A 23,964-nucleotide genomic window follows, 5' to 3' on the forward strand; every position below is an offset into this window, starting at 1 on the left:
AAGTCATGCGTGCAGACTTGGGGTAGGATTCAGCGTCTGACCCCACCTGCTGAACATGGACTTCACGCATGCGTTTACGCCACATCGAAGTGATTCAGGCGCTCTTGCAGACCGGTCACCTGGGCACCGCCGCCGAATGGCTGCAACTGCCGGTGACCGAAGTCGAAGAGCGTTTGCGCGAAGCCGAGAGTCAACTGGGGTTCATGCTGTTCGCCAGCGTTCGCGGGCGCCTGCAATCGACCCCTGAAGCGCGCGCCCTGCAGGTGGAAATCGCGCACGTCTATGAAGCGCTTGAGCCAGTGCAGCGTCTGGCCAGCAGTCTCAAACAATACCTCGCCCTGCCCTTGCGCATCATCGGTACCGCGCCGCTGGCCCAACACCTGTTGCCGCAAAGCCTGGCAGCCCTGCGCCGCCGTTTGCCGGATGCACCTTGCAGCCTGCTCAGCGCACCGACTCGCGACATCGTCCGCAGCCTGTTACTACGCGAAAGCGATCTGGGCCTGAGCCTGCACGATCCCGAACATCCCGATATCCACTGCCAGCCGCTGGCCCAGGGCAAGCTGCAATTGCTCGCGCCGCACGGCTGGCTGCAACCGAAACAGAAATACATTTCCGTGGCAGATCTTGCCGGTCAGGCCATGGTCGGTCTCGAAGGTCAGGATCCGCTGAGCCCGGCACTGGAAAACAAACTTCAGGCCTTGCGCCCGGCACCGAGCATTCAGACCCGCGTGCAGACCCATCAGATGATGCGCAGCATGGTCGAGGCCGGCGAAGGCCTGGCCATCGTCGACCCCTTCACCGCTTTGGGCGCGCGCACCAGTGGGCTGGATGTGTGCCCACTATCACCGGCGATACCGATCAGCCTCTACGCCCTGGCCTTCAAGCACGCCGCACCGCCAGCGGCGATTCAAGCGCTGCTGGCGATCATCACGGAACAAGCCGAGGCGATGTTGTCGAGCTGATTGGTTTTTCCAGCGGATTATCAAACAGGCGATACCAGAACAACGCGACTTCGGCGGTATGCGGATCGATGCCGCGATAGCGCAGGTGATCGATGCCGCCAATCACGTAACCGCAGCGCTCATACAGCCGACAGGCGCCGAGGTTGTTGTTCTGGGTTTCGAGCATGATGCCCGGCAGCTTTTTCTTGCGACTCCAGAACTGCGCAACATCGAGCAACGCTTTGGCCACGCCGTGGCGGCGGGCCGGGGCATGCACCGCCAGTTCATCGATGTGGGCAAAGCCGTTCCAGTTGGTGCTGATCACCAGGTGACCGACCGGCTCGTCGTCCAGGTACGCCATGAAAATCGCACTGTCGGGGGCATTGTGAAAGGCGCTGAATTCTTCCGGGTCGATGCCGTAGCACTTGCGGTACGGCACGATCGGCGTCACCGGCCATTGCTCGACAGGTTTGCCGATCACGGCAGCACCGTAGGCGGCGACCTCGAAACTGAAGTCACTGCCCCAGATATACGGCGCAAAGCCTTCGTCGGCGACTCGCACCGACAACCCTGGGTATTTCGGATTCATGACCGGTTGCATACTGGGAAAAGTCCTCATTCCTTGACGCAGCCGACGCTGTCGACCTTGCTGTCGCGATGGATGATTGCCAGCGCAAATTTCAACTCTTTGTACATGGGGCTCAGTGTCCTGAGGCGGCAGATTTGCACCTGACCAGTGCACTCAGGGTAGAGGGTTGCGACGAATGTGGCGAGAGTGGCCACTTGGCTCCATGTCGCCAAACGCAAAAAATCGCTGCCTTCCTGGTCCCTACTATGGAATGCAATCCTGTAGGAGCTGCCGAAGGCTGCGATCTTTTAATCTTGATTTTTAGACCTTTCAGACCTGCGCATCAGCCTCGGCAATCTGCGTCCACAACGCCGGCGCACCCGCCGATTTGGCGATGATTTCCAGCCGCACCAGATGCGCCGCCAGCTCTTCTTCGGTCGCCCGGATGATGCGTGCTGGCTGACGATCGACCGGCAGGCGGCGGATTTCGGTAGCCGAGTTGTCGGCACCCTCGCCCGTGCCATTGCCGTCGGAGGCGTTGCCGGCCAGCGACAGGCTGGTCTGGCCGCCGGTCATGGTCAGATAGACGTCGGCGAGAATCTCCGAGTCGAGCAAAGCGCCGTGCAGCTCACGGCCGGAGTTGTCGACGCCGTAACGTTTGCACAACGCGTCGAGGCTGTTGCGCTGCCCCGGGTGACGTTCCCGGGCCATCATCAGGGTGTCGAGGATCGTGCAATGCTGGGTGATGTCAGCGCGATCGTGCTGGCCCATCAAGGCGAATTCGTTGTTGATGAAGCCAACGTCGAACGCCGCGTTGTGGATGATCAGCTGCGCGCCCTGGATGAACTCGAAGAACTCGTCGGCGACTTCGGCAAAGCGCGGTTTGCCGACGAGGAATTCGTTGGTGATGCCGTGCACACCGATCGCACCTTCGTCGCTTTCGCGATCCGGTTGCAGGTAAACGTGGAAATGCCGGCCCGTCAGGCGCCGACCGATCAGTTCGACGCAACCGATTTCAATGATCCGGTGACCATCGGTCACCGGCATGCCGGTGGTTTCGGTATCGAGTACAACGGATCTGGTGGCCATCAGTGCTCAGCTCTCAACGGGTCAATCGGGCAAAGGCGCGGATGTTAACACGCTCGGCCGGGTGTTTCAGTCAGACCGTGGCGAGCCCTTCGCGAGCAGGCTCGCTCCCACATTGGAATGCATTCCAATTCAAGGCCTGGAATACATTTCCCTGTGGGAGCGAGCCTGCTCGCGAATGGCCACGCCACGGTTAGAAAGCGAAATCAGCTCTGCTTGTAACCGCGAACTTCATCCACTCCACGGTTGGCCAGTTGGTCAGCCCGCTCGTTACCGTGATGGCCAATGTGCCCGCGCACCCATTTCCAGGTGACTTTGTGGCGGTTGACCTGCTCGTCCAGCTCTTTCCACAGGTCGGCATTCTTCACCGGCTCTTTCGCGGCGGTTTTCCAGCCGCGCTTCTTCCAGTTGGCCATCCACTCGTTGATGCCTTTCATCACGTATTGCGAGTCGGTGACCAGCAGCACTTCGCAGGGACGCTTGAGCGCTTCGAGGCCGCGGATCGCGCCGAGCAGCTCCATGCGGTTGTTGGTGGTGTTGGCCTCGCCGCCCCACAGTTCCTTTTCGACGCCCTTGCACACCAGCAGCGCGCCCCAGCCGCCGGGGCCGGGGTTGCCCTTGCAGGCACCGTCGGTGAACAGTTCTACGGTGTCGACGCTTTCCACGCTTTCGCTCATGCCAGTCTTTCCAGAAAAATGCCTGTCCTGCCAATCACGGATCGACAATGACCGCGGCCGGGACAAGCCCGGCCACAAATAAAAGAAGATTTACGGTTCGATGCGGCGGCGGTTGACCTTGGCCATCGGCAGCGGAATCAGCTTGCCCATCGGCTCGCGGCGTTCCTGGCGCAACGGCCTGAGCCCCACCACGATCTTGCGCGCCACCAGCAGATAGAAGCCACCGCCGGACAGCTGCCAGTCACCGGCCTTGCGTTCCCAGCCGGCCAGACGGTTCTGCCACTTGGGCGACGCGAGCGGCGGACGATAGCACCCGAAGCGGCGTTTCTCCAGCGCAAAGCCCAGCAGATTGAGCCAGTCGGCGACCCGCGACGGGGAGATGCAGCGCGCCTTGCGCAGGGCATCATTGGCGAAGAAATGCCGCAGCCCCCAAGTGCTCCAGGGGTTGATGCCGATGATCAGCAGATGCCCGCCGGGGCGCACGCTGCTCGCCGCTTCACGCAGCAAACCGTGGGGCGACAGGCAGAAATCCAGGCCATGCTGCATCACCACCACGTCGGCGGCGTGCTCGCTCAACGGCCAGGCCTGCTCTTCGCAAACGATCTCGACCCCGGGCAACGGCGCGCCGAGACGCACGTTGCGCTGCACTTGCGGCGCGGCCGGCGGGGTTTCGGCGGACGGGCCGTAATGCACCAGATAACCGCCAAAGAAGCGCCCGAGCTCGTCGTCGAGCATGCGCCGCTCTTCATCCAGCAGAAATTGCCCGAGCGGCCCCGACAGCCATTCGCGGGCGGCGCTGATCAATGCCAGCCAGTCGGGATCGGCCTGAGCGAACGCTTTATCGGTCATGTCATTCTCCAACGCGCCAGGAACTACTAAGATGCGCCAATGTTTTCCGCTTGGCGAATTCCGACGATGATACAGATCAGTGCCCTGCCCGCGTTCACCGACAACTACATCTGGTTGTTACAGGATCACCAGACCCAGCGCTGTGCGGTGGTCGATCCGGGCGACGCCGCCCCGGTGCAGGCGTGGCTCGATGCGCATCCGGGCTGGGTGCTCAGCGATATTCTGATCACCCACCATCACCACGACCACGTCGGCGGTGTCGAGCGCCTGAAAGCCGCGACCGGCGCCAAGGTCTACGGCCCGGCCAGTGAAAGCATTCCGGCGCGTGACGTAGCGCTCAAGGACAACGACAGCGTCAGCGTGCTCGGCTGGGACTTCGACGTCTACGCGGTGCCCGGTCACACCCTGGGGCACATCGCCTATTACCACCATGGCCTGCTGTTCTGCGGCGACACCCTGTTCGCCGCCGGTTGCGGCCGGTTGTTCGAAGGCACACCCGAGCAGATGTACCACTCGCTCAGCCGTCTTGCGGCCCTGCCGGAAGATACGCTGGTTTACTGCACCCACGAATACACCTTGAGCAATCTGAAATTTGCCGCCGCCGTCGAGCCGGGCAATCCGGAAGTCGCCGCCCGTCTGGAAAAGGTCACGCAGCAACGGCAGAACGGCGTGATGACATTGCCGTCGACTCTGGCCCTGGAAAAGCTTACCAATCCGTTTTTACGCACTTCTGAAACATTGGTTACACAAAAAGTGGACGAACGGGAAGGCGCTCAAAACCGGGAGCCGAGCGAGGTATTTGCGGCTCTGCGGGCATGGAAAGACAAGTTCTGACAAGCGCGCCGGCCGGGACAAAAATTCTCAATGGTTGACCGCAGGGGGTGTGCTTTCTAGAATCGCCCGACATTTTTGCCCGGAACTTACTTCCAGCCAATGTCGTCATCCATACGTAAGTCCGTCAATTCAGATGCTTTGACCCGCCTGGCGCAAGCCATCGCGGTGGCTGTGTCCGCCACGCTGGCGGGTTGCTCCAGCCACGCTCCGCAGACTGAAGCGACGCACACGCCGAACATTGCTGCGCGAGCCAAGCAGAAGCCGATCTGGCTGACCGAGAAGCCCACTCCCGTGGCGCCCCAGGACATCTGGGAACGCATGCGCCAGGGCTTCCAGTTGCAGGAAGGCCTTGGCGTCAATCCGCGCATCGAGCAACAACGCCTGTGGTTCGCCAGTAATCCCTCTTTTCTCGAGAATGCCGGCGAACGCGGCAGCCTCTACATTCATTACATCGTCGAACGCCTCGAAGAGCGCAATATGCCGCTGGAACTGGCCCTGCTGCCGGTGATCGAGAGCGCCTACAACCCGATGGCCTACTCCCGCGCCGATGCGGTGGGCCTGTGGCAATTCATTCCGTCCACCGGGCGCTACTTCAACCTGCGCCAGACGCGTTTCTACGACGGCCGTCGCGACATCACCGCTTCGACCACGGCAGCGATGGATTACCTGACCCGCCTGCACGACATGTTCAACGGCGACTGGCTGCTGGCTCTGGCGGCCTACAACGCCGGTGAAGGTACGGTCAGCCGCGCGATCGAACGCAACGAAAAGCTTGGCCTGCCCACCGACTACTGGAACCTGCCGCTGCCGGCGGAAACCCAGGCCTATGTGCCGAAGTTGCTGGCGCTGTCGCAAGTGGTACTGGCGCCGGAAGCCTACGGCGTCAACCTCAATCCGATCGCCAACGAACCGTACTTCCAGGTCGTCGAAATCAACCAGCGCATGGACCTGTCCAAGGTCGCTGCAGTGGCCAACATCGACGAAGACGAACTGTTCCAGCTCAACCCGGCGTTCAAACAGCGCACCACCATCGACGGCCCGCAGCATCTGCTGGTGCCGACATCCAAGGCGCAACTGCTGACCGCGAGTCTGCAGACCATGCGCCCGGACGAACTGATCAGCCCGCGCTCGCTGAAACCAGTGTTCGAAGGCGCCGATCCGTCGGAAGTGGCGCAGCTCAAACGTGCTTATCGGGTCAAGCGTGGCGACAACCTCGGCTCCATCGCCAAGGCCAACAAGGTCGAAGTCAAGGATCTGCAGCGCTGGAACAAGCTGACCGGCAAGAACCTCAAGGTCGGCCAGACCCTGGTCATGCAGGACAACACCAAGCGTGCCCCGGCGCGCAAGTCCGGCCGGGTCAACACCGTGGTCGCGGCGAATACCAAGACCAAAGGCAAGGACGAGAGCAAGCAGCAGACCCAGTACAAGGTCAAGCGTGGCGACACCCTGTATGTAGTGGCCAAGCGCTTCAACGTCGAGATGCAACATCTCAAGCGCTGGAACCCGGGTGCGGGCAAGGCACTCAAGCCTGGGCAGATGCTCACGGTCTATCAGCCGCACTGACAGAAGGGCCCCTGATGTTTCAGGGGCTTTTTTTGGATGAAGTTTTTGTGGTGTGCTTTAGATCCATCCCCCTCACCCCAGCCCTCTCCCCCAAGGGGGAGAGGGAGAAAGGGAGCCGATCGGGGGCTTTTCAGAAACTGACTTCGACTCGGTATCGCACGTCGGTGCAATTCGCCCAGACACCACGATCAGCCCCCTCTCCCTCCGGGAGAGGGTTAGGGTGAGGGGCTCTTCGCGCAAACGATTAACCCGGCATTAACCCGCATCTTTTTCCTGTCCAGACAAGCTGTTACTGTACGGCCCACAAAGCCCAAGCCGCTGGATCGGATCTGACTTGAAGCGTGCCCTCTCCCTGCTCCTGATCAGCCTGGCCTTGAGCTCACCCGCAAGCGCGACGATTACCGAAAGTCATGGTTATGCGCAGTTCGGCACGCTCAAGTACCCGGCCAGATTTACCCACTTCGACTGGGTCAACCCGCAAGCGCCCAAGGGCGGTACGTTGCGGGTGATGGCGTTCGGCACCTTCGATACGGTCAATCCGTATACCTTCAAGGGCACCAGCCCGGTCACCACCGCCAATTTTCTCCAGTACGGCATCAACGAGCTCAACGAGCCGCTGATGGTCGGTACCGGGCAGTATTCGCCGTCCGGCGACGAACCCGCGTCCAGTTACGGGTTGATCGCACAATCGGTGGAGTACAGCGAAGATCGCAGCTGGGTCGTCTTCAATTTGCGCCCCGAAGCGCGCTTTCACGACGGCGCGCCGATGACCGCCTACGACGTGGCATTCTCCTATCGAACGCTGCTCAAGGACGGTCATCCGCTGTATCGCACGGCCCTGCAGGAAGTGCTGCGGGTCGACATCCTCAACAAGCAGCGCATTCGTTTCGTGTTCAAGCGCTCGGGCAATCCGCTGCTGATCCTGCGCCTGGGCGAATTGCCGGTACTGCCGCAGCATTACTGGAAAGACCGCGACTTCAAAGCCACCACCTTCGAACCGCCGCTGGGCAGCGGGCCGTACCGCATCACCTCGGTCACGCCGGGTCGGCAGCTGATTTTCGAGCGGGTCAAGGATTATTGGGGCAAGGACCTGCCGGTCAATCGCGGCAAGTACAATTTCGATCGCATGGAAGTCGAGTTCTACCGCGACAGCGATGTCGCCTTCGAAGCGTTCAAGGCCGGTGAGTTCGACATCTACATCGAGCATCAGGCGAAGAACTGGGTCAACGGTTACAACTTCCCTGCTGTACGTCGTGGCGAAGTGATCAAGGTGCAGATCCCGCATCAGATCCCGACCCAGACTCAGGGCCTGTTCATGAACAGCCGCCGCGCGACCTTCGCCGATGTCAGGACGCGCGAAGCGTTGGGCCTGATGTTCGATTTCGAGTGGACCAACCGTGCGCTGTTCAGCGATGCCTATAAGCGCACGAGCAGTTACTACCCCAACAGCGAATTCACTGCGTCCGGCCTGCCGGTCGGCCATGAATGGCTGATGCTCAAGCCTTACAAGGAGCAGTTGCCAGCCCGGCTGTTCACCGAGCCGTTCACCCTGCCGAAAACCGACGGCCGTGGCATCCCGCGCGAGACCATGCGTAAAGCCCTCGCCCTGCTCGCCGAGGCCGGTTGGAAGCTCCATGGCCAGCGCCTGCAAGACAAAGACGGCCAGCCGCTGCGTTTCGAATTGCTGCTGGTCAATCCGAGCCTGGAGCGGCTTTATCAGCCGTACATCGAGAATCTCAACAGCATCGGCATCGACGCGCGCCTGCGTACCGTCGATCGCGCCCAGTACAAACAGCGCCTCGACCAATTCGATTTCGACATGATCTCGATGACCCTCGGCCAGACCCTGAGCCCGGGCCTTGAGCAGTGGCAGTACTTCCACTCCAGCCAGGTAAACGTCAAGGGCAGCAAGAATTACGCGGGCATCGCCAACCCGGTGGTCGATCACCTGCTCGAACAATTGCTCGCCGCGCGCACCCGCGACGAGCAGGTCGCCGCCGGCAAGGCGCTCGACCGCGTGCTGCTCTGGCAGCACTACAGCATTCCCAACTGGTATCTCAATTATCACCGTCTGGCCTACCGCAACCGGTTGGCCTTTGTCACCACGCCGCCCTACACCCTGGGCCTGAGCGCATGGTGGCTGAAGTCTTCGGAGAAAGATCGATGAACGCTGTTCGCACCCTGCTTGTGCAGGCCAGCGGCTTGCTGTTCGCCGGGCTGGCCTGGGCCGCCCCGCAACACGCCGTGACCCTGTACAACGAGCCACCGAAATACCCGGCTGATTTCAAGCATTTCGACTACGTGAACCCTGATGCGCCCAAGGGCGGCGTGTTTCGTCAGGCCGGCTTCGGTGGCTTCGACAGCCTCAACCCGTTCATCAACAAAGGCGTGCCCGCCGATGACATCGGGCAGATCTACGACACCCTGACCAAACACAGCCTCGACGAGCCGTTCACCGAGTACGGCCTGATTGCCAGCAAGATCGAGAAAGCCGACGACAACAGTTGGGTACGCTTCTACCTGCGCCCGGAAGCGCGCTTCCACGACGGCCACCCGGTGCGCGCCGAAGACGTGGTGTTCAGCTTCGAGACGTTGACCAAGGAAGGCTCGCCGATGTTTCGCGGCTACTACAACGACGTCGCCGAAGCCATCGCCGAAGACCCGCTGAAAGTGCTGTTCAAGTTCAAGCACAGCAACAACCGCGAGCTGCCGCTGATCCTCGGCCAGTTGCCGGTCCTGCCGAAACACTGGTGGGCCAGTCGCGACTTCAACAAGGGCAATCTGGAAATCCCGCTGGGCAGCGGCCCGTACAAGGTCACCCAAGTGAAGGCCGGCCGTTCGGTACGTTACGAGCGGGTCAAGGATTACTGGGGCAAGGACTTGCCGGTCAACCGTGGCTTCTACAACTTCGACACGATGACCACCGACTATTACCGCGACAACACCGTCGCCCTCGAAGCGCTGAAGGCCGGGCAGTTCGATTATTGGCTGGAAATGACCGCGAAGAACTGGGCCAGCGCCTATAACGTTCCGGCGGTCACCGAGGGCCGTTTGATCAAGGAACTGATCCCCAACAGCAACCCGACCGGCATGCAGGGCTTCGTCTTCAACCTGCGCCGCCCGGTGTTCCAGGATGTGCGCGTGCGTCAGGCTCTCGGGCTGCTGTTCGACTTCGAATGGACCAACAAGCAATTGTTCAACGGCGCCTACGTGCGCACTCGCAGCTACTTCGAAAACTCTGAAATGGCCGCCACCGGCCTGCCCGACGCCGAGCAACGGAAGATCCTCGAACCATTCCGCAGCAAACTGCCGGCTCAGGTATTCAGCGAAGCCTTCGAAAATCCCAAGACCGACGCCAGCGGCATGATCCGCACCCAGCAGCGCGAGGCCTATCAACTGCTGCAAGAGGCTGGCTGGAAGATTGTCGACGACAAAATGGTCGACGCCACCGGCAAACCAGTGGTGATCGAATTCCTCCTCGCCCAGACCGAATTCGAACGGGTGCTGCTGCCGTTCAAGCGCAACCTCAGCGACCTCGGCATCGATCTGGTGATCCGCCGCGTCGACGTCTCGCAGTACATCAACCGCGTGCGCTCGCGGGATTTCGACATGATGGTCGGCAGCTTTCCCCAGTCCAATTCGCCGGGCAACGAGCAGCGCGAATACTGGATGAGCGCCGCCGCCGACAAACCGAGCAGCCGCAACAGCATGGGCCTGAAAGACCCGACCGTTGACCAACTGGTGGAGAGCCTGATCAACGCCGACTCGCGCAAAAGTCTGGTGGCCCACGCCCGCGCGCTGGATCGCGTACTGCAATGGGGCTACTACGTGGTGCCCAACTGGCACATCAAGAGCTGGCGCGTGGCCTACTGGAACCACATCGGCCACCCGAAAACCTCGCCCAAGTACGACATCGGCATCAACACCTGGTGGGTCAAGCCTGACACCAAGCCTGCCGTAGAAGTCGAAACCCAACTGCAAGCCGACCCTGCGGGCACGGAGTAATCAGATGCTGGCGTATATCTTTCGGCGACTGCTGCTGATCATCCCGACCCTGTTCGGCATCCTGCTGATCAACTTCGTGATCATCCAGGCCGCGCCCGGCGGGCCGGTCGAGCAGATGATCGCCAAGCTCGAAGGTTTCGAAGGCGCCACCAGCCGGATTGCCGGCGGCGGTGCCGAAGTGGCGGTGGCCGGTTCGTCCTACCGTGGTGCGCAGGGGCTGGACCCGGCGCTGATCAAGGAAATCGAGCACATGTACGGGTTCGACAAATCGGCCCCGGAACGTCTGTGGATCATGGTCAAGAACTACGCGCAGCTGGATTTCGGCGACAGTTTCTTCCGCGACGCCAAGGTCATCGACCTGATCAAGGAAAAGATGCCGGTGTCGATCTCGCTGGGGCTGTGGAGCACGCTGATCATGTACCTGGTGTCGATCCCGCTGGGCATCGCCAAGGCCACGCGGCACGGCAGCCACTTCGATGTCTGGACCAGTTCGGCGATCATCGTCGGCTATGCGATCCCGGCGTTCCTGTTTGCGATCCTGCTGATCGTGGTATTTGCCGGCGGCAGTTATCTGGACTGGTTCCCCCTGCGCGGGCTGACTTCGAACAACTTTGATGAGCTGAGCCTGGGCGGCAAGATCCTCGATTACTTCTGGCACCTGGCATTGCCAGTGACGGCGCTGGTGATCGGCAACTTCGCGACCATGACTCTGCTGACAAAAAACAGCTTTCTCGACGAGATCAACAAACAGTACGTGGTCACCGCCAAAGCCAAGGGCCTGACCCGCCATCGCGTGCTCTACGGGCATGTATTCCGCAATGCCATGCTGCTGGTGATTGCCGGTTTTCCTTCGGCGTTCATCGGCATTTTCTTCACCGGTTCCCTGCTGGTGGAAGTGATTTTCTCCCTCGACGGCCTCGGTCTGATGAGTTTCGAAGCGGCGATCAACCGCGATTACCCGGTGGTGTTCGGCACCTTGTTCATCTTCACCCTGCTCGGGCTGGTGGTGAAACTGATCGGCGACCTGACCTACACCTTTGTCGATCCGCGTATCGACTTCGCCAGCCGGGAGCATTGAGATGAACCTGTCCCCTCTCAACCGCCGGCGCTTCGAACTGTTCAAGGCCAACAAGCGTGGCTGGTGGTCGCTGTGGCTGTTTCTGATTCTGTTCGGCCTCAGCCTGGGCGCCGAGCTGATTGCCAACGACAAGCCACTGGTCGTGCATTACGACAACAACTGGTATTTCCCGGCGATCAAGCGCTACCCGGAAACCGCGTTCGGCGGCGAATTCCCGCTGGAAGCCAACTACAAGAGTCCGTACATCCGTGAGCTGCTCAAGGCCAAGGACGCGTGGATTCTGTGGGCGCCGATCCCCTACAGCTACCAGAGCATCAACTACGACCTGAAAGTCCCGGCCCCGGCGCCACCCTCGGCGGACAACCTGCTGGGCACCGACGATCAGGGCCGCGACGTGTTGGCGCGGGTGATCTACGGTTTCCGCATTTCCGTGTTGTTTGCGCTGACGCTGACCGTGCTGAGCTCGATCATCGGCGTGATTGCCGGGGCGCTGCAGGGCTTTTATGGCGGCTGGGTCGATCTGGCCGGGCAGCGTTTTCTCGAGATCTGGTCGGGGCTGCCGGTGCTGTATCTGTTGATCATCCTCGCCAGTTTCGTCCAGCCGAATTTCTGGTGGCTGCTGGGCATCATGCTGCTGTTCTCGTGGATGAGCCTGGTCGATGTGGTGCGCGCCGAGTTCCTGCGCGGGCGCAATCTGGAATACGTGCGCGCCGCCCGCGCGCTGGGCATGCAGAACGGCGCGATCATGTTCCGCCACATCCTGCCCAACGCCATGGTCTCGACCATGACCTTCATGCCGTTCATCCTCACCGGCGCCATCGGCACCCTGACCGCGCTGGACTTCCTCGGCTTCGGCTTGCCGGCCGGCAGTCCGTCGCTGGGCGAACTGGTTGCCCAAGGCAAATCCAACCTGCAGGCGCCATGGCTGGGCATGAGCGCGTTTGCCGTGCTGGCGCTGATGTTGAGCCTGCTGGTGTTTATCGGCGAGTCCGCTCGCGATGCCTTCGACCCGAGGAAGTGAAATGAATCAGGACAATCTGATCGAAGTGCGTGACCTCGCCGTCGAATTCGGTTTCGGCGAGCGCGTGCACCGCGTGGTCGAGGGCGTGAGCTTCGACATCAAGCGCGGCGAAACCCTGGCGCTGGTCGGTGAATCGGGCTCGGGCAAATCGGTGACGGCGCATTCAATCCTGCGCCTTCTGCCCTACCCCATGGCACGGCATCCGGCCGGCAGCATCAATTACGCCGGGCAGAACCTGCTGGATTTGAGCGAGAAGACCATCCGTCACATCCGTGGCAACCGCATCGCGATGATCTTTCAGGAGCCGATGACCTCGCTCAATCCGCTGCATTCGATCGAGAAGCAGATCAACGAAGTGCTCGGCATCCACAAGGGCCTGAGCGGCAAAGTCGCGACCAAGCGCACTTTGGAGCTGCTGGAGATGGTCGGCATCCCCGAGCCGCACAAGCGTCTCAAGGCCCTGCCCCATGAATTGTCCGGCGGCCAGCGCCAGCGGGTGATGATTGCCATGGCCCTGGCCAACGAGCCGGAATTGCTGATTGCCGACGAACCGACCACCGCGCTGGACGTGACCGTTCAGCTGAAAATCCTCGATTTGCTCAAGGATCTTCAGGCTCGATTGGGCATGTCGCTGTTACTGATCAGTCACGATTTGAACCTGGTGCGAAGAATTGCGCATCGCGTATGTGTCATGCAGCGCGGTTGCATCGTCGAACAGGCATCGTGCGCAGAGCTGTTCCGTTCGCCGCAGCATCCGTACACTCGGGAATTGCTCGGCGCGGAGCCCAGCGGCGGCCCGGCGAGCAATGAAATCGGCGCGCCGCTGCTCGAAGTCGAGGACCTCAAAGTCTGGTTCCCGATCAAGAAAGGCCTGCTCAAGCGCACGGTGGATTACGTCAAGGCAGTGGACGGCATCAATTTCAGCCTGCCGCAGGGTCAGACCCTGGGGATCGTCGGCGAAAGCGGTTCCGGCAAATCCACCCTCGGTCTGGCGATTTTGCGGCTGATCGGCAGCAAAGGCGCGATCCGCTTTGAAGGCAAGCAGCTAGACTGCCTGACGCAGAGCGAGGTTCGCCCGTTGCGGCGGGAGATGCAGGTGGTGTTTCAGGACCCGTTTGGCAGCCTGAGCCCGCGCATGTGCGTCAATGACATCGTTGGCGAAGGCCTGCGCATACACAAGATGGGCACCGCAGCCGAACAGGAAGCGGCGATCATTGCGGCATTGAAGGAGGTAGGTCTGGATCCGGAAACCCGGCACCGCTATCCCCACGAATTTTCCGGTGGGCAACGGCAGCGAATCGCCATTGCCCGGGCCCTGGTGCTGAAACCGGCGCTGATCCTGCTGGACGAGCCGACTTCGGCGCTCGACCGCACGGTGCAGCGGCAAGTAGTGGAGCTGTTGCGTTCACTGCAAGCCAAGTACAACCTGACGTATTTGTTCATCAGCCATGACCTGGCTGTCGTCAAAGCGCTGAGCCACCAGCTGATGGTGGTCAAGCATGGCCAAGTGGTCGAACAGGGAGACGCGCAAAGTATTTTTGCCGCCCCCCAACATCCGTATACACAGCAGTTGCTGGAAGCCGCTTTTCTGGCACCAGCCACTGCGCAATAACCTGAAAGAGGAGCAACACATGGGTTTTCTCGCCGGTAAGCGCGTACTGATCGTCGGTGTCGCCAGCAAGCTGTCCATCGCATCCGGCATCGCCGCCGCCATGCATCGCGAGGGCGCTGAGCTTGCCTTCACTTATCAGAACGACAAACTCAAGGGTCGCGTCGAAGAGTTCGCACAGGGCTGGGGTTCGAGCCCTGAGCTGTGCTTCCCGTGCGACGTGGCCAGCGATGAAGAAATCGCCAAGGTCTTCGAAGAACTGAGCAAGAAGTGGGACGGTCTGGACTGCATTGTGCACTCCGTCGGCTTCGCCCCGGGCGACCAACTGGACGGCGACTTCACCGAAGCCACTACCCGTGAAGGTTTCCGCATCGCTCACGACATCAGCGCCTACAGCTTCGTGGCCCTGGCCAAGGCCGGTCGCGAGATGATGAAAGGCCGCAACGGCAGCCTGCTGACCCTGTCGTACCTGGGCGCCGAGCGCACCATGCCGAACTACAACGTGATGGGCATGGCCAAGGCTTCGCTGGAAGCCGGCGTCCGTTACCTGGCCGGTTCCCTCGGTCCGGACGGTACCCGCGTCAACTGCGTATCGGCTGGCCCGATCCGCACCCTGGCCGCTTCCGGCATCAAGAACTTCCGCAAGATGCTGGCTGCCAACGAAGCGCAGACTCCGCTGCGCCGCAACGTCACCATCGAAGAAGTCGGCAACGCCGGCGCCTTCCTGTGCTCCGACCTGGCGTCGGGCATCAGCGGTGAAATCATGTACGTCGACGGCGGCTTCAACACCACCGCGATGGGCAACATCGAAGAGTGATCTTCCTGTAGCCAATAGAAAAACCCGCCGGATCCGGCGGGTTTTTTTATGCCTGCAGAACGGTTGCCGCACTACATATGTACCGCCACCTACCCTGCCCTGCCTTTGATACTCGGCGCTCGATGCTTATCAGCCGCCAGGGAGGCGCAGATGAACGACACACCGGTACATGAACAGACATTGATCCAGAACCTCATCGCGGAATTGACTGCCGTACCGGTGGTCAGCGCCGCCGGACCGGCGCGTACGCTGGAGGTGCCCCGTCCGTGCCTGCTGCGCGAATGGATGGAGCTTTACTGGACTGCCCTCGAGCGCCCCGAATTTCTCGACTGGGCCAGCCGTTTTCACATCGATCTGGACACCTTGCAGATCAAGGGCGACACCCTGCAAGCGCAGATTCCGTCGAACGGCACCACTGGCATTCGCCTCTTCACGCTGGAAGATGATTCAGGCTGGTGGCAGATGGCACCGATGCTGCTGTCGATCTCCCAGCGCATCGACCCCGCCGGGTCAGGCCTGCCCTATATCGGCGGTAAATCCGCCAACCCGCTGTATCGCTTTCCCCGGCAAGCGGTGCTGGCGTTCTACGGTTACCCGGAACCGCAAAACCAGATTCAGGCGCGAGTCATCGTCGCCGAGTTGAAGAAAACCGGTCTGGCTGCCATCGATGAAAACGGCCATAGCACTTCGGCGGTGGTGAAGGAACGCAACGCGCAACTGGAAGACTTTCGGGCGATCGCCGATCGAATCGATGAGCTCTTGCTGGCGAGCGATCCCTTCGAGCAGCGAGGCTTTCTGGACTCGCCGGTAACGCTCACTTCGTCCTCTGTTTCGGCACCGGTCAGAGGGCCGCGGCTCAAACTGGGCGAACTTCTGGGCCGTTATGAATTCGCGTTGCCGCTGGATGCTCGCGAGGCCAAGGCACTTGCGCAACGCCTGCGCCGGCAAAGCTGGCCTGAGCTGCCCTACGTCAGCGATTACGTACAAACCGGCGAACCCATCCGCAGTTATCGTGAAGAGTTTGGCGGTCTGGAAGATATCCGGCACATCGTGCGACGCCTTGAAGCGCTGAGCTGGAACAAGGCGCCCAAGGCCAAAATCGATTACGAGGAAATCAGCGATCCCCATCCGGATTCTGCGCTGGCGGGACGGATGAAGCATGGCCAGCGTCAACTGCAGACACTCAGCGCCGATGAGGATTTCCAAGCCATTCTGCGCCAGCACGGTCTGCCCGCCGACAGTCAATTGCTCATCACCGAATCCGGCCATGTCGGTACCGCCAGCGCAAAAGGCTGGGTCACCCTGACAGCGCAAGTGGAAAAACAGGCTGATCTGAAACTTTTTCGCGACCAGGTCAAGGCCAAGGCACGCAAAGCTGGCGGGGCACTGCGCTCGAGCGGCAAAGTCACGCTTGGGCAAATGTTGCGCTTCTACAAACTGCTCTTGCCGAACACTGTCGAGCAAGCCATCACGCTGGCGAAATGGTTCAGGATCAATCTGCACACTCGCGCCGGGCATATGAATCACTGGTATCTGCTAGGTCAGCCCTGGACACAAACCGTGCGGTTCACGGCGCAACAGCGTCAAAGCATCATCGACACCACCCAGACCTTTTTACCCGAAGGCTCGCCGCCGTTGATCGACTACCTGAGTGAAGGAGTCGATACCGATCTGCCGCTCAAAACGCTCAAGGCAAAAGCCGACTACCTGATCAGCCGTATCCTGATCACACCGCGCGCGCAAACGCTGGGCAATCTGCTGGTGAAGAACCTGGGAGCTCCGGCCAAGGAGAAACGCCTGCTGAGCACCAATCGCGACCGCCTGTTGCTCGCTGCACTGATTCTCGGTTTGGAGCCGAACGCGGGTGAGGATTTGAACCGTATTGTCGAGCAACGTCTGGAGGGTCGTGATTTTTGGGGCGACAGCTATGACGAGGTACGCCGCTTCATCGATCGGCAGCCCGCTCTTGCATCGGTAAAAAACAAGACGTTGGCAACCCATCTGTTGTTGTCCGGTATAGCGCCGGAGTTTCTGACCCGGCATATTCCGCCATCACTGTGTTACATGAGTTGTTCGCGCTGGGTAAAGCTGAAGCAGGTTGTGCTGTATATGGAAAGCCTGTTGCCCGGTGTGGCACGCCTGTTGAGCTATGAGCAACTGAGCCAACTGACAAAAGGCCCGGCCCCCATGGACTTCTACAAATTCCTGCGCGAGGATTCGTGTGCCTCACTGGTCGTCGACTGGGCGGTTGCAAGAGGGCTGATCCAGCGCAACGCCGAATTCCCGGTGACGGTTTATGACGCCGCCACGCTGAAGCAGGCCGATGTCCTGTTCCGCAATCACAATCGCCTGTTGAACGATTTTTCTCGCCGGGCGTTCTTCTCGGCACCGCCCACTCCCGTCACAGTCGCCCTGGCCGATCTGCGCACGGTGTTCAGCGATTCCCCCTACCTCACGGAAAAGGCGCTGTTTATCGCAGACGCCAACGCGCAGACCCCAGCAGCGCATTACTCGCTGAGCGATCTGCATGTCGCCGGCAAGCTGACAGGAAACCTGGCGGGATGGCAATCGAGCAATGCGCAGTTGCAACTGGCACCCATGCTTGCCTCGTTGCCCAGACTGCACAATGTGGCGACCTGCTTCCAAGCGGCACTGAGCGCACGCCTGCGGCAAATGAAGGACGCACATATCGCATTGCTCAAGGACGCGTTCTGTCGCTTGCCGTTCGCGCAACGAATCGACCTCGAAGACCACAAACTGGAACTGCTCGCCCTGCGGCCAGTATCGGCAGCCACGGACAAACTGGCGGACGCCAGCACTGCGCCATTCGGCATATTGGCGCTGCTGCGTGGGCGGCCAGCCAGAGTCTTCGAGATTTTCACCAGCAGGAATGAAGTGGTGCTGCGTCGCGATATCGACCTTGCATTGCTCAAACCATCGGCGGCGAAAGAAGGGGCGAAAACGCTGCCCCTCGATGCCGAAGCTTATAGGCACGGCTCCCAGCCTCGCTTGAACGCCACCTGCAAGGCGTTCATTACTCGCCTCGATATTGAGGGCGTTCCCCTGGCGCAACAGGAGCGCGCCGCCGTGCCCGATACTTTCGCCTCCAACACAGTCAACGCCATTGCCAGCACCGCTGTCCGGCATCTGTTCGATGCTTGTGAAGCGAAAGCGCTGCAAGACGCATTGCGCGCGCCCGAACTCGAGGATGCCGCTGCCAGTCATGAGAAATGGCTGGCGTTTTACCAGAAGCTGAGCCCGCCCAAGCGCTGAGCACTGACGAATCCGGCGATGAATCGGCTGACGCCTTCGCGAGCAGGCTCGCTCCCACAGAGATGGTGCTGAACTGAAAAATCCTCCGCGCCATCGAAACCTGTGGGAGCGAGTCTGCTCGCGAACACATTGGATCAGCCAGCATCAATTGCCTGACCCACCGCCATCGCGGGCAAGCCCGCTCCCACGGTATTCAAGGGAGTCTGTGGGAACTGGCTCGCCAACGATGATGCCGGTGCTAGCAGCCTTTCAACGCCTGCTTGTGCGCATACATCGCGCCATCCGCATCGGCGAGCAGCCGATCAACGGTTTCGTGGCGTGTGGGGTCGTATTCAATCTGGCCGACGCTGAACCGAATGGCGTAGCCGCGGTGCAGCGTGGCGTTGCGCTCTTCGAGGATTTCTTTCATGCGCGCCATGATCGTCGTGGTTTCGACATGGCTGGAGCCGGTCAGCAGCGCGACGAATTCATCGCCGCCCAGACGCCCGACCACGTCGCTTTCGCGAAAGGCAATACGCAACACATCGGCGAAGGTCTTCAGCGCACTGTCGCCTTCGGCATGGCCGTACAGATCGTTGATTTGCTTGAAGTCGTTGAGGTCAAAAAACAGCAGCGTCGCCGGCCGGTTCAGACGCGCGCAGGCATCCAGTGCATGCTGGGCCAGTTGCTTGAAACCACGGCGATTGGACAGCAGCGTCAACTCATCCATGCTCGCCATCTGCACCGCCATCAACTCTTGCTCGGCCATCTCCGCGAGGTCACGCAGCAGCGCGCGCTCTTCGTCATCGAGATGGCGAGGTTTGGTATCAATCAGGCACAAGGTGCCCATTTTGTTACCGTCCGGCACGGTCAGTGGGTACCCGGCGTAAAAGCGAATATTCGGCGCGCCGGTGACCAGCGGATTGTCATGGAAGCGCAGATCTTCCAGCGCATCGGGCACCAGCATCAACTCGTTTTGCAGAATCGCGTGGCCGCAGAACGAGACATCGCGGGACGTCTCGGTGGCATCCAGCCCCACACAGGACTTGAACCATTGGCGATCCTTGTCGACCAGCGTGACCAGAGCGATCGGCACGTTGAACAAACGCTTGGCCAGGCGCGTCAGGCGATCGAAGCGCTCTTCGGGGGCCGAGTCGAGATTGAGGCCGTGCAAGGCGTCGATTCGTGCAGCTTCATTGGCAGGTTTTCCGGGCACCAGCATGCGCACACTCCGTAGACAGTCATGCGTTCAGCGTAGCGCTAAATAGCCGAGGCTTCACATTTGCGCCACCGGACACGGCCCGCCGGCATCGGCCCACAGCTTGAACTGCGCAACGAAAATGTCGTGCGGCACTGGTACGGGCGCGCGCCCTGCCCCGGGATTCCAGCCCCACAGCACCAGTTTGTCTTCGCTGACGTGTTTTAACAGAGCGGCGAAATCGCGATCGCCGTTGCTCGCGCGGTCCTTGATCATCGCGCAGAGTTTGTCCGGGGGCAGGCCGATCCAGGCCATTTTGTGCGCCGCCGGCGGCAGGCTCCAGTGTGGCGCGCCCGGCGGCGCGTGGGGGCCATAACTGGCCGGCGGATTGCTTTCGGCGTGGCAGGTGGCGCAGGGCAAACCGGCGGCACCCTTGCCGTCCATGCCGCGCACCACATTCATCGCGTGGGGGATGCCGGCGTCGAACTGCAACGGCGAATCGCCGGGAATGTGGCAGTTCTGGCAGCGCGGGCTCTGAAAGACTTTCTGCATCGTGCCAAAGGCTTTCAGAGCTTCCTGATCTTCGGCAAACAGGTCCGAGGCATAGCCGCTGAGACCGAGCAAAACGACGGTGCCCAGCACAAGATGTCGTTTCATTTCACACCCCCGACAGTTGCAGTGGCAGTTCGCGCAGGCGTTGCCCGGTCAAGGCGAACACTGCGTTGGCCACGGCCGGCGCGGTCGGTGGCACGCCGGGCTCGCCAATGCCGCCGGGTTTTTCACTGCTGGGGACGATGTGCACTTCCACCACCGGCATTTCGTTGAGCCGCAGCACCTGATAATCGTGATAGTTGGACTGCACGACGCCGCCGTCCTTGACGGTGAGTTTGCTGTGCAACGCCATGCCGAGACCGAAGGTGATGCACGATTCCATCTGCGCGGCGATGCTCTGCGGATTCACCGCAATGCCGCAGTCCACTGCGCAGACCACCCGATGTACACGTATTGCCAGATTGTCCTGCGACACCTCCGCCACTTGCGCCACGTAGCTGCCGAACGACTCGTGCACCGCCACACCGAGGGCATGCCCGTCCGGCAACGGTGCGCCCCAGTTGGCCTTCTCCACCGCCAGATTGAGCACGCCGAGATGGCGCGGGTGCGCCTTGAGCAACGTGCGTCGGTATTCCACCGGATCCTTACCCACCGCCGTCGCCAGTTCATCGATCAGCGATTCCATGACAAAACCCGTGTGGGTGTGGCCCACCGAACGCAACCACAACACATTGATGCCGGTCTGCGGCGAATGCAGCTCGACCTGATGATGAGGCAGATCCTTGATATACGGACTGTCGGCCACACCCTCGACCGAGGTGGCATCGATGCCGTTCTTGACCATCGCTGCCTCGAGCATCGTCCCGGCCATGATCGACTGGCCGACCAGCACATGCTGCCAGCTCATCGGCAAACCATCAGCACCCAGTCCGACCTGCGCCTTGTGCAGATACATCGAGCGGTAGTAGCCGCCGCGAATGTCATCTTCGCGCGCCCACACGGTTTTCACCGGCAGGCCCGCCGCTTTCGCCACTTGCACGGCTTCGGCGACGAAATCCGAAGTCGGATTGGCGCGGCGACCGAAACCACCGCCGAGGAATTCGGTGTGAATTTCGACCTGCACGGGCGTGAGCCCGGTGATCTTGCTGGCGACCATTTGGTCCAGCGTCTGAAATTGCGTACCAGTCCAGATCTCGCATTTGCCGGCGCTGATTTTCACCGTGCAATTGAGCGGTTCCATCGGCGCGTGGGCCAGATACGGCACGCTGTATTCGACCTCGATTTTCTTCGCGGCTTTGCCGAAATTGGCCTTGGCGTCCCCCGCCTGCGTGGCGGAAGTGCCCGGCGTCGCCGCCAGTTTGCGGAAACTCTCCAGCAGTTTTTCACTGCTCATGTCGGCCAGCGCCCCGAGATCCCAGTCAACCTTGAGCGCATCACGGCCCAGCTTCGCCGCCCAGAAATGCTCGGCTACCACCGCCACGCCGCTGGGCACCTGCACCACCTTGTGCACGCCGGGAATCGCCAGCGCTGCGGCGCCTTCGAAGGATTTCACCGTGGCACCGAACACCGGGGCGCGGGCGACCATCGCGGTCATCAGGCCCTCGAACTGCACGTCCATGCCGAACCTGGCGCGGCCGGTAATTTTCTCCGGGGTGTCGAGGCGCTTGGTCGGTTTGCCGATGACTTTCCAGTCCTTGGCTTCCTTGAAGGTAATGGTTTTCGGATCCGGCACCGGCAGTTGCCCGGCGGCATCGGCCAGTTCGCCGTAGGTCGCACGTTGGTCCCCGGCGATGACCACGCCGGACTCAGTGCGAATCGTCGACGGCGCGACGTCGAAGCGTTTCGCTGCGGCTTCCACCAGCATCTGCCGCGCCGTCGCCCCGGCCAGTCGATAACGGTCGAATTCCATCCAGGTCGACGTCGAGCCGCCGGTGATCTGCATGCCGCCAAACGCCGGCAAGCCGTAATCCGCCGCCGAGGCTGGCGAGTGCTCAACGCGGATTTTCGACCAGTCGGCGTCCAGTTCTTCGGCGATCAGCATGGTCAGGCCGGTCCAGATGCCCTGGCCCATTTCCGAATGGCCGAGCAGCACGGTGACGCTGTTGTCCGCCGCGATGCGCAGGAACGCGTTGGGCGCGAAGGTCTTGTTCTGATTTTCTGCCGCCCGGGCAAAGCGATTGGCCCCGGGCACCACAAACGCCACCATCAAGCCGCCGCTTAACAGTGCGCTGCCCTTGAGAAACCCGCGACGCGATACGGGACTGTTCATCGTTCATCTCCCAGAGAATGACTCAGCCGATTTCGGCGGCGCGTTTGACCGCTGCACGAATGCGCGGATAGGTACCGCAGCGGCAGATATTGCCGGAGAGCGCTTGATCGATATCGCTGTCGGTGGGCTTGGGAATTTTCGCCAGCAATGCGGCGGCGGACATGATCTGCCCGGACTGGCAGTAACCGCACTGCACCACGTCCAGCTCGGCCCAGGCCTGCTGCACCGGGTGCGAGCCATCACTGGACAAGCCCTCGATGGTGAGGATTTTCTGCCCGTGGGCGACGGCAGTGGCCGGAGTGATACAGGAACGTAATGGCGCGCCGTCGACGTGCACGGTGCAGGCACCGCACTGGGCCATGCCGCAACCGAACTTGGTCCCGGTCAGGTGCGCGACATCGCGCAGAACCCAGAGCAGCGGCATGTCGGCGGGGACATCGAGCTCCTGATCCTTGCCATTGATATTAAGGGTCAGCATCGGCGGATTTCCTCAGGCTCACGGTGGTGCGAAGGGGCGTCGCTGTGGTCGCAAAAACCTACGGACGCCCGCGCTTATCCCTTTCAGCAAAGCCTAAATTGCGCTTGAAGCCAGACGTTGTGACCAGCGGTCATGCAGACCCCGGCATTGCTCCTACAGTTGATAACGGCTCGCAGTGAGTCGTCGTACCTCTGCGCAAACGGTCCGCGTACATCGCGGTTGTCCATCACAGGTCAGGAGTAACGAATATGGGCTTTGTCACCACTCAAGACGGCGTCGATATCTTCTACAAGGACTGGGGCCCGCGCGACGCGCCGGTGATCCACTTCCACCACGGCTGGCCACTGAGTTCGGATGACTGGGATGCGCAGATGCTGTTTTTCCTGGCACAGGGCTTTCGGGTGGTTGCCCATGATCGACGCGGGCACGGGCGCTCCAGCCAGGTCTGGGACGGCCACGACATGGATCACTACGCCGACGATGTGCTGGCCGTGGTCAATCATCTGGGTACGAGCAACGTGGTGCATGTCGGCCATTCCACCGGCGGCGGCGAAGTGATCCATTACATCGCCCGGCATGGCCAGGACAAGGTCAGCAAAGCAGTATTGATCAGCGCCGTACCACCGCTGATGGTGCAGACCGAAAGCAACCCGGGCGGTTTGCCGAAATCGGTGTTCGATGGCTTTCAAGCGCAGTTGGCGGCGAATCGCGCGCAGTTTTATCGCGATGTGCCGAGCGGGCCTTTTTATGGCTATAACCGTCCCGGCGCCGAACCGTCGGAAGGCATCATCGCTAATTGGTGGCGCCAAGGCATGATCGGCGGCGCCAAGGCTCATTACGACGGCATCGTCGCGTTTTCGCAGACTGACTTCACCGAGGACCTGAAAAAGGTCAGCGTGCCGGTGCTGGTAATGCATGGCGAGGACGACCAGATCGTGCCCTACGCCAATTCCGCGCCACTGTCGGCGAAACTGCTGCCCAACGGCACACTGAAATCGTATCCGGGCTTCCCCCATGGCATGCCAACGACGCAGGCTGAAACCATCAATGCGGATTTGTTGGCGTTTATTCGCGAGTAACGGAACTGAGGGTGTACCCATAGCAGCGGATACCACAAAACAAATTGTGGGAGCGAGCCTGCTCGCGAAAGCGTTCGTTCAGCCACTT

20 protein-coding genes are annotated in these 23,964 nt (G+C 61.0%); 11 read left to right on the plus strand and 9 right to left on the minus strand.

Annotated features, from left to right (window positions below; genetic code table 11):
* Window positions 1–68 precede the first annotated feature (68 nt).
* Window positions 69–962: a LysR substrate-binding domain-containing protein gene (locus tag KVG85_RS09870; protein ID WP_217863721.1), complete on the plus strand. Its 894-nt coding sequence runs from the start codon at window positions 69–71 to the stop codon at window positions 960–962.
* Here the strand turns inward: KVG85_RS09870 and KVG85_RS09875 are convergent.
* From KVG85_RS09875 to KVG85_RS09895, 5 genes are all read right to left on the minus strand, one after another.
* Entirely contained in the window at window positions 928–1,542 is a 615-nt protein-coding gene (locus tag KVG85_RS09875) for a GNAT family N-acetyltransferase (RefSeq protein WP_217863722.1), read from the minus strand. The two genes, KVG85_RS09870 and KVG85_RS09875, sit on opposite strands and share 35 nt — an antisense overlap.
* Before the next feature lie 14 nt (window positions 1,543–1,556).
* On the minus strand, window positions 1,557–1,724 hold the full coding sequence (locus tag KVG85_RS09880) for a hypothetical protein (RefSeq protein ID WP_217863723.1): 168 nt from the start codon (window positions 1,722–1,724) through the stop codon (window positions 1,557–1,559).
* Between the two features lie 115 nt (window positions 1,725–1,839).
* Window positions 1,840–2,598, minus strand: coding sequence for a DNA polymerase III subunit epsilon (dnaQ, locus tag KVG85_RS09885; protein WP_041480624.1), 759 nt, complete (start codon window positions 2,596–2,598; stop codon window positions 1,840–1,842).
* 203 nt (window positions 2,599–2,801) lie between these two features.
* Window positions 2,802–3,272 carry a ribonuclease HI gene (gene rnhA, locus KVG85_RS09890; protein WP_007910572.1) on the minus strand — a complete coding sequence of 157 codons (471 nt, stop codon included), beginning with the start codon at window positions 3,270–3,272 and terminating at the stop codon, window positions 2,802–2,804.
* 90 nt (window positions 3,273–3,362) lie between these two features.
* Window positions 3,363–4,121 (minus strand): class I SAM-dependent methyltransferase, encoded by a 759-nt coding sequence (locus KVG85_RS09895; RefSeq protein ID WP_041480625.1) that lies wholly within the window; start codon window positions 4,119–4,121, stop codon window positions 3,363–3,365.
* Between the two features lie 66 nt (window positions 4,122–4,187).
* On the opposite strand from KVG85_RS09895, the gene gloB reads away from it, so the two are divergent.
* From gloB to KVG85_RS09940, 9 genes are all read left to right on the plus strand, one after another.
* Window positions 4,188–4,955, plus strand: coding sequence for a hydroxyacylglutathione hydrolase (gloB, locus tag KVG85_RS09900; protein ID WP_038862030.1), 768 nt, complete (start codon window positions 4,188–4,190; stop codon window positions 4,953–4,955).
* A 99-nt stretch (window positions 4,956–5,054) separates the two neighbouring features.
* Window positions 5,055–6,518, plus strand: a complete 1,464-nt coding sequence (locus tag KVG85_RS09905) for a transglycosylase SLT domain-containing protein (RefSeq protein WP_041480626.1) — start codon at window positions 5,055–5,057, stop codon at window positions 6,516–6,518.
* A 334-nt stretch (window positions 6,519–6,852) separates the two neighbouring features.
* On the plus strand, window positions 6,853–8,685 hold the full coding sequence (locus KVG85_RS09910; RefSeq protein WP_217863724.1) for an extracellular solute-binding protein: 1,833 nt from the start codon (window positions 6,853–6,855) through the stop codon (window positions 8,683–8,685).
* Window positions 8,682–10,523, plus strand: coding sequence for an extracellular solute-binding protein (locus tag KVG85_RS09915; protein ID WP_217863725.1), 1,842 nt, complete (start codon window positions 8,682–8,684; stop codon window positions 10,521–10,523). Before KVG85_RS09910 ends, KVG85_RS09915 begins: the two co-directional genes overlap by 4 nt.
* 4 nt (window positions 10,524–10,527) lie before the next feature.
* Window positions 10,528–11,601 carry a microcin C ABC transporter permease YejB gene (locus tag KVG85_RS09920; protein WP_016774154.1) on the plus strand — a complete coding sequence of 358 codons (1,074 nt, stop codon included), beginning with the start codon at window positions 10,528–10,530 and terminating at the stop codon, window positions 11,599–11,601.
* Between the two features lies 1 nt (window position 11,602).
* A complete protein-coding gene (locus tag KVG85_RS09925) occupies window positions 11,603–12,622 on the plus strand; it encodes an ABC transporter permease (protein ID WP_016774153.1) in 1,020 nt (339 codons plus the stop codon).
* A gap of 1 nt (window position 12,623) precedes the next feature.
* On the plus strand, window positions 12,624–14,234 hold the full coding sequence (locus tag KVG85_RS09930; protein WP_056784662.1) for an ABC transporter ATP-binding protein: 1,611 nt from the start codon (window positions 12,624–12,626) through the stop codon (window positions 14,232–14,234).
* A 19-nt stretch (window positions 14,235–14,253) separates the two neighbouring features.
* Entirely contained in the window at window positions 14,254–15,048 is a 795-nt protein-coding gene (gene fabI / locus KVG85_RS09935; RefSeq protein WP_003202751.1) for an enoyl-ACP reductase FabI, read from the plus strand.
* Window positions 15,049–15,198: 150 nt separating this feature from the next.
* Window positions 15,199–18,321, plus strand: coding sequence for a hypothetical protein (locus KVG85_RS09940; protein WP_217863726.1), 3,123 nt, complete (start codon window positions 15,199–15,201; stop codon window positions 18,319–18,321).
* Between the two features lie 238 nt (window positions 18,322–18,559).
* On the opposite strand, the gene KVG85_RS09945 is transcribed toward KVG85_RS09940, so the two are convergent.
* From KVG85_RS09945 to KVG85_RS09960, 4 genes are read right to left on the minus strand one after another with little or no spacing between them, the layout of a single operon-like run.
* On the minus strand, window positions 18,560–19,522 hold the full coding sequence (locus KVG85_RS09945) for a sensor domain-containing diguanylate cyclase (RefSeq protein WP_217863727.1): 963 nt from the start codon (window positions 19,520–19,522) through the stop codon (window positions 18,560–18,562).
* Window positions 19,523–19,576: 54 nt separating this feature from the next.
* Window positions 19,577–20,155, minus strand: a complete 579-nt coding sequence (locus tag KVG85_RS09950) for a hypothetical protein (protein WP_217863728.1) — start codon at window positions 20,153–20,155, stop codon at window positions 19,577–19,579.
* A gap of 1 nt (window position 20,156) precedes the next feature.
* Entirely contained in the window at window positions 20,157–22,319 is a 2,163-nt protein-coding gene (locus KVG85_RS09955) for a xanthine dehydrogenase family protein molybdopterin-binding subunit (protein WP_217863729.1), read from the minus strand.
* Window positions 22,320–22,341: 22 nt separating this feature from the next.
* A complete protein-coding gene (locus KVG85_RS09960; RefSeq protein WP_007937751.1) occupies window positions 22,342–22,797 on the minus strand; it encodes a (2Fe-2S)-binding protein in 456 nt (151 codons plus the stop codon).
* A 248-nt stretch (window positions 22,798–23,045) separates the two neighbouring features.
* Here KVG85_RS09960 and KVG85_RS09965 point away from each other — a divergent pair, with 248 nt between their 5' ends.
* The gene (locus KVG85_RS09965) at window positions 23,046–23,876 is read left to right on the plus strand and encodes an alpha/beta fold hydrolase (protein ID WP_217863730.1); all 831 of its coding nucleotides are present in this window, start codon (window positions 23,046–23,048) and stop codon (window positions 23,874–23,876) included.
* Window positions 23,877–23,964 lie beyond the last annotated feature (88 nt).

This window comes from Pseudomonas triticicola, from assembly GCF_019145375.1.
Classification (GTDB): domain Bacteria; phylum Pseudomonadota; class Gammaproteobacteria; order Pseudomonadales; family Pseudomonadaceae; genus Aquipseudomonas; species Aquipseudomonas triticicola.